The following is a 13,043-nucleotide window of genomic DNA, read 5'->3' as shown; positions in this document are numbered from 1 at the left end:
TTTTGTATAGTATTTCGTTCTAATTAAAAAAAGTAACGTTGTGTGATAAGATAAATAGCTATGTAACTATCCTCTATCTATTAAAAATTGCATTTATGAAAATAGATAGAGGTATAGGTAAAATTATTTTAAAATATTAGTGTATTATGGATTATACCCGAAAAACTGCCAATACTGATTATCTGTTGCAGTTGTCGGAAAATACCAATAGCTACCAGTGTTTTTAAGAATAAAGTACATTTTTGTTGAAGTATCGTAGTACAGCTCTCCTTTTTTGCCTGAGTGGTTGCTGTCGTTCCAAGTGTGGACAGGAAGATTATTATAAAGATTTTCGCTACTTCTTGAATAACGACCTACATACTCCCAACCATTACCATTAGTTTTATCGGTAGGAAAATATCCTGGATTTGTTTGGGTCAATTTAAAGTATTCTGTGTCTAAGTTGATTGGGTTATGATAAACAAAATAGTCACCAATTTTAACATTGCTGTTTTTTAGTTCTTCCCATTCATAAACTCTTTGGTTACGAAAATATAAATCATTAATAATTGGGTATCCAATGCCTATGGATTTCCAATCTTTATTATCCGCACCCTTGGCAGGAAAGGCCCCATATACACCATCATGTAAAGCCTCATATATATAAGGTTCTGCTACAGTTGGATTGCTAGCAAACATCATACCTTTTTTGGCTTGTTTTTGATATTTTCCCCATTGATGAATACCACGATAATTGTTGCCTAGTAAGGTTAGTGTGCCTTTGTTATTAGATGCAGTTGAACCGTGATCTGCTTCTGTCATATTGGGTAACAGATATTCCTGACCACAAGTATGTGGGTTTCCATAAATTGAAGCATTTGACGAACTTAAAGCTGTTTCTTTGCCATAATTACCTTTAATTTGTCCCATAGTTGTTTTTGAATGACGTAAAGAGTTACATTGGTATGGTCCTGTAAAATATTCAAGGAAAACGCCATTGTAATTTTTCAGCCCATTCCATTTCGGTGTTTTTAATTCGCCTAGAATATCAATGGTACCTGTAGTTAAATCAGCAAGTGATATTTGCCACCAATCTCCAGCGTTATCTGATGGTGTTCTAGGGCTTTTTTCTACACGAAAACGATATTTGTGTCCAACTTTCCAATTGTATTCACCTTTGATACTGGAACAGGATCCAAATTCATAACAATTTACAGTGGGTAAAATACCAGCTTTTGCACCAGTGCCATCCCAGATAGAGGCTAGAGCAATTTTTTTTCCGTTGGCACGTTGTAATCCCAGATACCCACCACTGGCATTATTAAAAGTAATGTATTCAGCCCAGTAAACAGAAGATGGTGCATAACCAGCACCGCTATATTGTTCTCCAGGATCAACATCTACTCTCATAGAGTAATCTTTTACTGTTGGGCTGCTTTTTTGTAACGTCCATTCCCCCGAAGGTGTATAGGCACGTGAATTGATTACACTACTGCCTTGTGCAATAATGGTCCACATTAAAATAAATAAAATTCTTTTATACTTAATCATAATAAGGTTTTCTAAATATAGTTGAAATAAAGTTAATTTTTAATAATAATATTAATACGTATTTATAGTGTAAATAATGGATTAATAAATTTATATTTAATAGAATAAAATATGATAAAATGTTAATTTTGTAAAAAATTAAAATAATCCCTCTTTTACTTATTTTCGTCAAGTAAAAGAGGAAATTATACTAATAATAATTAGCAGTTGGAATAAATATTAGATAGCTTCCAAAATTCTGCAGCAGAAACACGTGCTTGCCCGCTATTTGCGTAGAATGTGAATTTACTATCTCCATTCGTTGGATAGAAATTGCTGGTTAAAGAATATTCTCCATCATTAACGAACACTTCGATAGAAGACGCATCAACAAAAATATGTAAATTAATTTTTGAACATGCAATTAGTGGAATGCTACGCTCTGTATTTAATACGGGATTCTTACTCTCGCGTTTTAATACAAGACGTTGAGATTGTGCATCAATAAATAATTTAGCACCATCACCAATCATAATACCATATTCTTCTGCTGTACTATTCGCCAAATCAAAAGAGATTTTATATTCTTGGTATTGCTGCGCTAAGCCCATATGAATATTGGTAACGGTAAACGGTTTGAATATGTCGTGGCTGGTTCTTAATTGCTCTAACTCGACAATTGGTGTGCACAGCAAACGACCATGTTCATTATAATTGACCTCACGAGGAAGGGTAAATGCGCCAGCCCATCCATGTTTTTGCGTAGGCATGGCGGTATTCCACATATTCATCCAACCGACCATAATACGACGACCATCAGCAGCCGTAAAGGATTGTGGCGCATAAAAATCGTGACCATGATCGATTTCTTTGAATTCTTCTTGAACTGTAAAAGATGAATCTTGTTCCCAAACGCCACAACGATAACCGCTTTGATATAGATTGCGATAATCATACCCTTGGGCTGGTATCCCTTGTGGTGAGGTAATTAAGATGTCTTTGTTATTCACATTAAAGAAATCAGGACATTCCCACATAAACCCTTCGGCTGAAGTTTGTGCTTGATCCAAAATTCTCACAAAAGTCCAGTCAGTAAGGTTAGAAGATTGATACAATCTGACTTCGCCTAGATTATTTTCTGGGCGTGCGCCAACAACCATCCACCATGAGTCCCTGGCACGCCAGACTTTTGGATCACGGAAATGCATAATCCCTTCGGGTGGATATAAAACAGGACCATGTTTAACAAAATTGATACCATCAGTGCTGGTCGCCATACATTGAACTTGGCGAATATGGGTATCATCGCCTTCAGCACCTAAATAGACATTGCCTGTATAGATTAAGGTCAAAACACCATTATTATCTACAGCTGAACCAGAATAACATCCGTCACGGTCATAATCTTGGTCAGGGTAAAGGGCGATTGGAAGATGTTCCCAATGTACCAAATCTTTACTGATTACATGACCCCAATGCATTGGACCCCATTCGGCACTATAGGGATAATGTTGAAAGAAGAAATGATAAGTACCGTTAATGTAAATCAAACCATTTGGATCGTTAATCCATCCAGATTCTGCAGCGACGTGAAATTTTGGGTAATATAAATTATCAAGTGTTTTTGCAGTATTTTTCACAAAAATATCTGCTTGTGATAATGTTTCCATTGTAAATTCCTTTTTAAATAAAATAAAAAAATTAAATATAGTATAAGTTGAAATATCTATACTTATATATAGTTTAATATCGTATAACTATATATAATTATTAGTATATACTACTTTAAGTATATTTAAAATACTAAATTCATTATGTTACAAAAATAAATTTTAAATATATTAAATAATAATACTTGCAATTTTTCTTGTTTTTTTTTAAAAGAACATTGTCTTTTGATACGAATATCTGTTAAGAGAATTACATAAGCGAGAGTGACGGAACGGTAGACGTAGTCGACTCAAAATCGACCGCCGCAAGGCGTGGGGGTTCAAATCCCCCCTTTCGCACCAAATTGCATATTATACAACATGAATATGCGTGATGTAATTGTGAGCTCTGATGTCAATGACAATTTCAAATATACCCCCAAAACCTCATCAAAAACCAAATAATCCTTCTTTTTCTTCTGGACCATGTGCAAAACGTCCTGGTTGGACTTTGGATGTGTTAAAGGATGCACTGGTTGGTCGTTCCCATCGTTCGGCAGAAGGGCGTCAGAAATTAAAAGACGTCATTGATCTATCTGCTGACATTCTGGGTATTCCAAGCGACTGGAAAGTTGGGATTACCCCTGCATCGGATACGGGTGCGGTTGAGCTGGCATTATGGGCTCTGTTGGGGTCACGTCCTGTTGATATGGTTTCTTTTGACAGTTTTTCAGCCGAATGGGTGACGGATATTGTCAAACAATTAAAATTACCTGATGCAACCCTATTACATGCGGATTATGGTGATTTGCCTGATTTGAGTAGAATTAATTGGGATCATGATGTGGTGATGGTTTGGAATGGAACGACCTCTGGGGTTAAAATTCCAAATGATGATTTTATTCCACAACATCATGATGGTTTAATTATTTGTGATGCAACTTCTGCTGCGTTTGCGATGGACTTACCTTGGTCTAAACTGGATATTGTGACGTGGTCTTGGCAAAAAGCGTTGGGTGGGGAAGCTGCCCATGGAATGATTGCGTTATCTCCTAACGCAATTAAACGGTTGGAAGAAACCGAGCAACTGCGTCCATTACCAAAGATTTTCCGCTTGTTAAAGCAAGGAAAGTTAAATGACAAAATCTTTGAAGGGGATACGATCAATACGCCTTCAATGTTATGTGTCGAAGATGCGTTGGATGGGTTGCGCTGGGCGCAATCTGTTGGTGGATTACAAGGGTTAAAAAAACGTTGCGATCAAAACTTAGCGGTTATCGCACAATGGGTTGCCAAAACGCCTTGGGTTGAATTTTTGGCAAGTCAAGAAGAGTTTCGTTCGAATACATCTATTTGCTTGAAAATTATTGATCCGTGGTTTGTGGCGCTAGATGCAAAAGAACAACAAGTTGCATTTACTAAAATAACAAAATTAATTGCCCAGGAAAAAGCAGGGTATGATTTAGCCAGCTATCGTGATGCACCATTAGGGTTGCGTATTTGGGGTGGGGCAACGGTTGAAACCTCTGATATTGAATTATTATTGCCGTGGCTGGACTGGGCATTTGCTTTTGTCAAATCTAGCTATTAATATGTCCAAATAGTCTTTTAATAAATTAAAGTAAAGCAAGACCCTATGATTGATGATCCAGAGATGAGCAATGCTCTGCTACCGATTGGTTTTCGTGATCTTTTACCTCCATACGCACAGAATGAGGATGAGATCGTTCAATGGATGATTGATGCGTTTTCTGATTACGGGTATGAACGGGTCAGCCCTCCTTTGCTAGAATTTGAACAAAGCCTTTTGTTACATGCAGGATCAGGGATTGCTGAACAAACGTTTCGAGTGATGGATCCTGAAACGCATTATATGATGGGTCTGCGCCCAGATATTACGCCACAAATTGCTCGGATTGCAGCAACACGTTTAGTCAATTCACCCCGTCCGTTGCGCTTATCTTATGCGGGTCCTTGTGTGTTGGTCAGTGGCGCAAAGCACAGTGCTGCCAGACAAATTTTACAAGCTGGGATAGAGCTTATTGGGATTGATAGTCCACAAGCAGATGCAGAAATTATTATTGTGACTGCTGAGGCGATGGGTGTAGAAGATCTCCTTCCGCCTATTTCTATTGATTTGATGATGCCACAATTGGCAAATAGTATTATTCAAACCGAAAATTTTGACGAGCAACAAACGAAATTATTAATGCGTGCGTTGGATCGCAAAGACGTTGCAGCAGTTCAACAATATGGTGGTAGTCTTGCTGGTATTTTAACAACAATGTTGCAAGCTGCGGGGCCAGCAGATCGTGCTATTGAGATGTTAAAGGGGCTAGACTTACCTGCAGATTCACAGCAACTATTGGATCGTCTATTTACTGTGGTTCAAGCAGTCAAAACACATAATCCTCTTTTACAACTTACCATTGATCCTGTTGAATTTCGTGGTTGGGATTATCATACGGGTTTATGTTTCTCGGTTTATATGAGTGGAATTAGTGGTGAGGTTGGACGTGGTGGTCGTTATTTATCGAATAATGGTGAGCCTGCTTGCGGATTGACATTACGACCTGATCTTTTATTACCTTTGATTAATGATGATGATTGCTTTCAACGTGAACGTGTTTTTATTCCATTTGGATATACAATAGAAGAAGTCCGTGGCTTGCGTCAGGATGGGTATATTCTGCTTATGGGATTGACCGAAGAAGAAGATGCGTTAACAGAAGCACGTCGGTTAAACTGTAATTATATTTTGCAAGATAAAGAGTTAAAGGCTGTTGCCGATTAATCTTTGATTGCATTTTAGGTGCTTTGATTCAACTTTTTAATATATTTGGTAGGAAAAATTTTATGTCCAGTGTTACCATCGTGGGTTCTCAATGGGGTGATGAAGGAAAAGGTAAAATTGTCGATTGGCTAGCCAGCCGAGCAGATGTCGTTGTTCGTTTCCAAGGGGGACACAATGCTGGGCATACGTTGGTGATTGATGGAGAAAGTTATAAGCTTTCTTTGTTGCCTTCTGGTGTTGTACGTAAAAAAACAAGCGTGATTGGTAATGGGGTTGTGGTTGATCCACAGGCTTTATTGAATGAGATTGCACGGTTTAAAGATCAACATATTGAAATTACGCCTGATTGTTTAAAAGTTGCTGAAAATTGCCCTTTGATTTTACCATCTCATGTGGCATTGGATCAAGCGCGTGAAAAAGCGCGTGGTGACAAGAAAATTGGCACAACAGGTCGTGGTATTGGCCCTGCTTATGAAGATAAAGTTGCGCGCCGTGCTATTCGTTTATGTGATTTGACGGAACCAGAAACCCTTGATTGGCGTTTAGACGAGTTATTGGCTCATCATAATGCGTTATTGGCTTCTTTGGGTGAAAAGACCTTTACCAAAGAAGAAATTTTGGCATATTTAATGGATATTGCCCCTAAGGTATTACCTTTTATGGCGCATGTTCCTGAATTACTCGCAAATGCTTTGGAACAAGATAAATTTGTGTTGTTTGAAGGGGCTCAGGCAGTCATGCTTGATGTCGATCATGGCACATATCCTTTTGTCACCAGCTCTAATACGGTTGCTGCACAAACAGGCGTTGGCAGTGGCACGGGTCCTCGTGCGGGTGGATATATTTTAGGGATTGCTAAAGCCTATACTACTCGTGTTGGTGCAGGGCCTTTCCCAACAGAATTATTTGATGATGTGGGTAAATTCTTGGGCGAAAAAGGTCATGAATTTGGCACAGTCACAGGTCGCCCACGTCGTTGTGGTTGGTTTGATGCGGTACTGGTCAAACGTGCCGTGCAAGTGGGTGGTTTGGATGGGCTAGCCCTCATGAAACTGGATGTTCTGGACGGGTTAAAAGAAATTAAAATCTGCGTTGGGTACGAATTAGACGGTAAGCAAATTAATCGTTTCCCTTATACTTTAGAAGCTCAAAAACGTCTGAAACCGATTTATGAATCTATGCCTGGTTGGGATCAAAGCACATATGGGGTCAGAAGCCGTGATGGCTTACCTGATGCAGCTAATAATTATATCAAACGGATCGAAGAATTAACGGGCGTCAAAGTTGCTATTATCTCCACCAGCCCAGAACGTGAAGATACGATTAAGTCTGAGGATTTTGTGGCTTAATTATTTTATATAGAAAACATTTTTATTTCAAAAGGATAGTCGAAAGGCTATCCTTTTTTTATGATTTATTCTGCATAAAGAGTCGTTTCTCATGAATTATTTTTTAAAGAGACTGGGATGTAAAGAAGACCGTGTATCCGTTGGGTTGCATCGTTTAAATATTGCGTTGATTATATGGTTATGGATAGCATTGGTTATTCGACTGATTATTTTTGAGGGCAGACCTTATCTAATAGTAGAGGTTTGTGTGTTGACTGTTATTTTATATTTGTTTTTTTGGTATTAGTATTATTGATTTCAAGAGTAAGATATGGTCGTTTTCGTCAAAACATAGTCGTTCAAGAGAATAATTTTCCTAAAAGAAAAATAAATATATTTTTCTTTTTCTCTTTGAAACAAATGGGCATTAAAACCAGTGCTTTTTTTTATGTTTTACAAGGATTAGCAGCTGGATGTGCCGTCATGATTCCATTACCTTTTATCTTTTTTCTTGTGAACACATGTTATGAATGTTTCAAGGATATGAATAATTTATCCGAAGAAGAGATGAAGATGTGGGTTGGGATACAAGATATCGGATTTGTCACACACCCATCCGAGGTAATCTCTGGTGTTGCATTTATGGTGATGATCGGTTTCTTTATTTATTTAACATTGCTTTTGGGAATATGGGTTTTGTCGGGATGTGTGTATGGTAAAATCAGACGTATATCAAGATGAGTGATAATCTTCAGTGATTGTTTAACTCTGTAATGCCTTATTCTTAATGATGTATAGTTACAAAGCCTGTTGAAAGAATAAAATTTTCAACAGGCAATGGGTGAGATCGTATAAATTATTCTTGGTTAAGCATTTTATAAAGATCACATCCTTTTTGACTTTTATTTAAGCATGCTTGTTTATAATACGCTTTTGCTTGGGATTGATTTTGGGGAATGCCCTGACCCTTGTAATACATGTTGCCCAGACTAAATTGGGCTTGTGCATAGCCTTGATCGGCAGCTTTTTTGTAATATTCGACAGCTTTGAAATAGTCTTGAGGTAAGCCTTGACCATTTTCATACATGACACCTAGATTAAGTTGGGCTTGTGCATTGCCTTGATCGGCAGCTTTTTTGTAATATTCTACGGCTTTGAAATAGTCCTGAGGCACGCCTTGACCCTTGTAATACATGATGCCCAGATTAGATTGGGCTTTTGCATTGCCTTGGTCGGCAGCTTTTTTGTAATATTCGATGGCTTTTGCCTTGTTCTGAGGCACGCCTTGACCATTATCATACATGACACCCAGATTAAGTTGGGCTTTTGCATTGCCTTGGTCGGCGGCTTTTTTGTAGTATTCGAAGGCTTTGGCATCATTTTGAGGCACGCCGTGGCCATTATCATACATGACACCCAGATTAGATTGGGCGTTTACATTGCCTTGATCGGCAGCTTTTTCGTAATATTCTACGGCTTTGAAATAGTCCTGAGGCACGCCTTGACCCTTATCATACATGATGCCCAGATTATATTGAGCTTCTGCAACGCCTTGGTCGGCAGCTTTTTTATAATATTCTACGGCTTTGAAATAGTCTTGAGGCACATTTAGACCTTTGTAGTACATGAGATCCAGATTAAACTGGGCGCCTGCAACGCCTTGATCTGCCTATTGTATGGTGGTTTGAAAGTCTGGTGGAGTGTTGGGATCAGCTGCAAATGATTGTGTGGTTAAGCAGGTAAAACCAATAACAAAGGCTGCGATATATTTGAATTTTCTCATCTTTTTATATATTTTCTGTGATTGGGGTTTCTGACTATAATAAATTTATATTAATGAGTTTTGTAATGAAAATATATGATGGTTTATTGGATTGTATAATATATTTCATATATGTAGCGTTATTGCTATCGTCTTGTAATTTCTTTTGAAAACCATGATTGATACAGCGATATGTAGCTCTTGCTTTGTTCCCAGATACTAAATTTTAAATAAAAATTAATGCCGTATATATAATTAAAAAATAGTCATGATGGCTTGATTGCGTGGTATAATTTTATCATCATTAGGCGCTAATAAGCATTGGTAGTATTCTCCAGTCAATTTCTTTTTATGAAAACGATAACGAGGTTTTTTTAATTCAAGCAAGGTCATTCACCATGGTTTATGACGATAAGTACTATCTCGGTTTAAATCGCTTATTTCGATAGGAATTTATCTAGCACTAATTGATTCCATGATTGGCAGCTGCGGCTTTGATAGATGCTTCTGACATTGACCAGCGCAATTTCATAGGAAAGAATGGGATCAATCACGGGAATAATCACCAAGTCCTCTTTGGAATTCTGTTCCCACATACTTTCGGGTAATAAGGTAATACCAACGCCTGCTTTGACCATAGCGGTTATAAGGTCTAGATGATTGCTGCGTCCTGCAATGATGGGTTTTGCTGAATGAATACCACAGGCACTGATAATCAAATCATTAATACGAAAATCATCAGCGAATAAAATTAAAGGTTGTTGAAGCAACTTAATAAACTGAATTTCTTTTTTTGAAGCAAATGAATGAGATTTATTGACGATAAGGGCTAGTCGCTCTGTGGAACATTTTTGAATATCAAAATTATGATCTGAAAGTGGTAAAACAACGGTGGCGGTTTCAATGGTGCCTTCATTTAATGCTTTGATAATTTTGTTGGTACCCATTTCAAAAATCTTCAGCTCTACTTGAGGGTGCAGTTTGGTAAAGGTTAAAATAATATCAGCAAAATAAGTCGAAGAAATAATCGGTGGAATCCCAACATTTAAGGTGCCTTTTAAGGGGCCAGATTTATCTTTTAAAGAATGTTTAATCGCATTAAATTGGCGCAGTAATTCTTTGGCTTGATCAAATAAGATGTTCCCTTCATCGGTCAGCTTTACCCCATCAACTTCACGAATTAACAGCTTAAATCCTAACTCGTCTTCAAGATGTTGAATCGTACGGCTGATTGCGGGTTGAGTAACGCATAATGTATCAGACGCACGGCTAAATCCGTTTAATTGAACGACTTCGACAAAATATCTCAGTGCACGAATATCCATGATCTATAACCCCTCTATACCTTTTAGTTATAGCTTATATGATTATAAACCATTTCCAATCAAAAAAAATTATTCGTAAGCTGTAATCAACAAGTCAATCAACGATTGATGGTTTTTATTTTAAGTTCATAAAATCAGGAGAGTAAAATGCAAATTACCGTTATTGAATATGTATTATCATGCTTAGATGATTTAGGGATCGATGATGTTTTTGGAGTTGCTGGAGATTATGCATTCCCGATTGAGGATGCAGTTTGTAATAGCAATACAATGCGTTGGATTGGGAATTGTAATGAATTAAACGCTGCTTATGCTGCGGACGGATATGCCCGTGTCAAAGGCGCTGCTGCACTATCTACTACTTTTGGAGTTGGCGAGTTAAGTGCAATGAATGGGATTGCGGGGGCTTATGCTGAAAACCTTCCAATCTTTCATTTGGTTGGGATGCCAGCTTCAACAGCACAAGAAAACAAAAAACTAGTTCATCATACATTGGGTAATGGTCAGTTTGATATTTTTTATAAAATGAGTCAAAATGTTGTTTGTGCGCATGCAATCATGACTCCCGATAATTGTATAGAAGAAACAAAACGGTTAATTGCTTATGCACTCAAAGAAAGAAAGCCAGTTTATATGGGATTTCCTTCTGATTATGCGGTTTCACCGGTCAAAGAACAAACGACAACAAAAGCTGTTACCTTTCCAGAAAGTGATCCTGTAACTTTAGATAAAGCAGTAAAAAAGATTGTTGAAAAATTAACCAATAGCAAAACGGCATGCGTTATGCCTGGTATCTTATCTGCGCGACTAGGGTTCGCAATCGAAGTGCAAGCCATTATCGATCAGTCGAATTTACCTTATACCACGATGTTTATGGATAAAAGTGTTTTAAGTGAAGCTAATCCTCAATATATCGGGATGTATAATGGACATTTATTAAACAAAACTGTTCAAGAATATGTTGAACATTGTGATTGTATCTTAGGGATCGGTGCGATGTTGACGGACTTTAATACTGGCAGCTTCACAGCGCAAATACCGAATGAACGATATATTAATATTATGCCCGATCATGTTAAAATCGGATTGGCAGTTTATCATAATATTTATATGAAAGATGTGTTGGCTAAACTGAAAGATTCTTTACCTAAATTCTCTATGAATGCGCCAAAAGCAACAGGTCTGGGTGAGCCAGTCAGTGGTAAAGATGGAAAAATTACAGCAGAATATTTTTATGCTCGTTTGGAAAAAATGTTCAAAAAAGATGATATTATTTTTGCAGAAACAGGAAATTCCTCTATGGGTCTAGGGTTCGCACATTTGCCTGAAAATGCTAAGATTTATAATCAAACCTTGTGGGGATCTATTGGATGGGCAACGCCTGCTGCTTTTGGTGCTGCTGTTGCTGAACCTAATCGTCGAGTTATTTTAATTACGGGTGAGGGGTCTCATCAATTAACGGCACAAGAAATCAGTCAATTTGCTCGTTTTGGGTTAAAACCAATTGTTATTGTGTTGAATAATGATGGATATTTGATTGAACGTCTTTTGTGTAATGATCCTGAAACCTATTATAATAATTTAGCCCAATGGAATTATTCAGAACTGCCAAAAGCCTTAGGATGTAATGATTGGGAATGTAAACAAGTTACGAATTGTCAAGAGTTGGATGCTGCCATTCAACAAGCTGAACAATCCGAGCATGCATCTTATATCGAGGTAATGACTGATCGATATGCAGCATCAGAATTAGGCGAAAAAATGAAAGAGTCAAAAGATACATTATATTAGTATTTATCAACTCAAAAATTAATTTCAGTCTTAATATTCCAGCCTTATATTTAAAAAGTGAGGCTGGAATATTTTGTATAGTATTATGTATTAAAAACCAAAAAAGTGGAGATTGATGATATTATTTTTTAACTTATGATTGTTAAGAAATGAGTTGTTATGGAAACTATTGTCAATCAAAAAAATAGATGATTTAAATACAAAAATTAAACAATCAGGCAGATGGCTTGATTGTGCCATGTGGTCATATAATGGTTAGCAATTAACAATTATTGGTAGTTTTGATCTACAGGCAGATTTGTTCGTTAAAGCCAATGTGGGCTTAATAGAGGATTTGGATAAGATTAAAAGATTGACATTTTATCAGGATTGTCATGAAGTTTTTATGGTAGAAGCCTGCTAATTTTCTGTTCGTTTTGATACGGTTTTTCATTATAAAAGAGATAGATGATTTAAAGCCAAATGAGCGCATTGCCGATTGGGTTAAGGATTAGAGAAGTGATCTTGATCCAGCCATTCAATTACCCATCCAGTCTCATTAAAATATTTTATTTATGCCTGTTGGTTTGGCACCCAATCATCAAATCCAATAGATGGGTTAGTTGGGTCTGGGGTCAGTAAGATCGAGAAGCTATTATCTTCATTCAAAATGACTTTGATATAGTTTCCTCTATCTTCTCCATTAAGTATTTTTCCAATTTTATTGATTGGGAATATTGTATTCATCATGGATATTCATAAGTAATTTTGAAAGATTGTAATTAATATCATAGATTTGAACTTAACTGTAATTCAACTATCATTATATTGTTCAAAACAGTAATAGATCAAAGTGAGTAGGGGTATTTCTGAACGGATTCAATGAATTTATATATTAAATAAATT

General features: G+C 37.0%; 11 protein-coding genes and 1 tRNA gene. 7 read left to right on the top strand and 5 right to left on the bottom strand.

What is annotated here, in order from left to right; all coding sequences use genetic code 11:
• Positions 1 to 144 precede the first annotated feature (144 nt).
• Entirely contained in the window at positions 145 to 1,497 is a 1,353-nt protein-coding gene (locus PQG54_RS08275) for a DUF3472 domain-containing protein (RefSeq protein WP_271789976.1), read from the bottom strand.
• A 233-nt stretch (positions 1,498 to 1,730) separates the two neighbouring features.
• The gene (locus PQG54_RS08270; protein WP_271789975.1) at positions 1,731 to 3,179 is read right to left on the bottom strand and encodes a glycoside hydrolase family 32 protein; all 1,449 of its coding nucleotides are present in this window, start codon (positions 3,177 to 3,179) and stop codon (positions 1,731 to 1,733) included.
• 258 nt (positions 3,180 to 3,437) lie between these two features.
• On the opposite strand from PQG54_RS08270, the gene PQG54_RS08265 reads away from it, so the two are divergent.
• The 6 genes from PQG54_RS08265 to PQG54_RS08240 all read left to right on the top strand — a co-directional run bounded on the left by PQG54_RS08265 (position 3,438) and on the right by PQG54_RS08240 (position 8,021).
• Positions 3,438 to 3,521, top strand: a tRNA-Leu gene (locus PQG54_RS08265).
• A gap of 49 nt (positions 3,522 to 3,570) precedes the next feature.
• A complete protein-coding gene (locus PQG54_RS08260) occupies positions 3,571 to 4,749 on the top strand; it encodes a phosphoserine transaminase (protein ID WP_271789974.1) in 1,179 nt (392 codons plus the stop codon).
• 45 nt (positions 4,750 to 4,794) lie between these two features.
• Entirely contained in the window at positions 4,795 to 5,952 is a 1,158-nt protein-coding gene (locus PQG54_RS08255) for an ATP phosphoribosyltransferase regulatory subunit (RefSeq protein ID WP_271789973.1), read from the top strand.
• 62 nt (positions 5,953 to 6,014) lie between these two features.
• On the top strand, positions 6,015 to 7,301 hold the full coding sequence (locus tag PQG54_RS08250; protein WP_271789972.1) for an adenylosuccinate synthase: 1,287 nt from the start codon (positions 6,015 to 6,017) through the stop codon (positions 7,299 to 7,301).
• 91 nt (positions 7,302 to 7,392) lie between these two features.
• Positions 7,393 to 7,587 (top strand): hypothetical protein, encoded by a 195-nt coding sequence (locus PQG54_RS08245; RefSeq protein WP_271789971.1) that lies wholly within the window; start codon positions 7,393 to 7,395, stop codon positions 7,585 to 7,587.
• 5 nt (positions 7,588 to 7,592) lie between these two features.
• Positions 7,593 to 8,021: a hypothetical protein gene (locus PQG54_RS08240; RefSeq protein ID WP_271789970.1), complete on the top strand. Its 429-nt coding sequence runs from the start codon at positions 7,593 to 7,595 to the stop codon at positions 8,019 to 8,021.
• Positions 8,022 to 8,136: 115 nt separating this feature from the next.
• Here the strand turns inward: PQG54_RS08240 and PQG54_RS08235 are convergent, their stop codons facing one another.
• Complete coding sequence (locus PQG54_RS08235; protein ID WP_271790062.1) at positions 8,137 to 8,916, bottom strand: SEL1-like repeat protein; 780 nt, start codon at positions 8,914 to 8,916, stop codon at positions 8,137 to 8,139.
• A 563-nt stretch (positions 8,917 to 9,479) separates the two neighbouring features.
• Positions 9,480 to 10,367 carry a LysR family transcriptional regulator gene (locus tag PQG54_RS08230; RefSeq protein ID WP_271789969.1) on the bottom strand — a complete coding sequence of 296 codons (888 nt, stop codon included), beginning with the start codon at positions 10,365 to 10,367 and terminating at the stop codon, positions 9,480 to 9,482.
• Between the two features lie 147 nt (positions 10,368 to 10,514).
• On the opposite strand from PQG54_RS08230, the gene PQG54_RS08225 reads away from it, so the two are divergent.
• A complete protein-coding gene (locus tag PQG54_RS08225; protein ID WP_271789968.1) occupies positions 10,515 to 12,158 on the top strand; it encodes an alpha-keto acid decarboxylase family protein in 1,644 nt (547 codons plus the stop codon).
• 552 nt (positions 12,159 to 12,710) lie between these two features.
• On the opposite strand, the gene PQG54_RS08220 is transcribed toward PQG54_RS08225, so the two are convergent.
• Entirely contained in the window at positions 12,711 to 12,887 is a 177-nt protein-coding gene (locus PQG54_RS08220; RefSeq protein WP_271789967.1) for a hypothetical protein, read from the bottom strand.
• Positions 12,888 to 13,043 lie beyond the last annotated feature (156 nt).

Source organism: Commensalibacter communis (assembly GCF_947179015.1).
In the GTDB taxonomy this organism is placed as follows: Bacteria; Pseudomonadota; Alphaproteobacteria; order Acetobacterales; family Acetobacteraceae; genus Commensalibacter; species Commensalibacter communis.
This window is presented reverse-complemented; position numbering and strand designations above follow the sequence as displayed.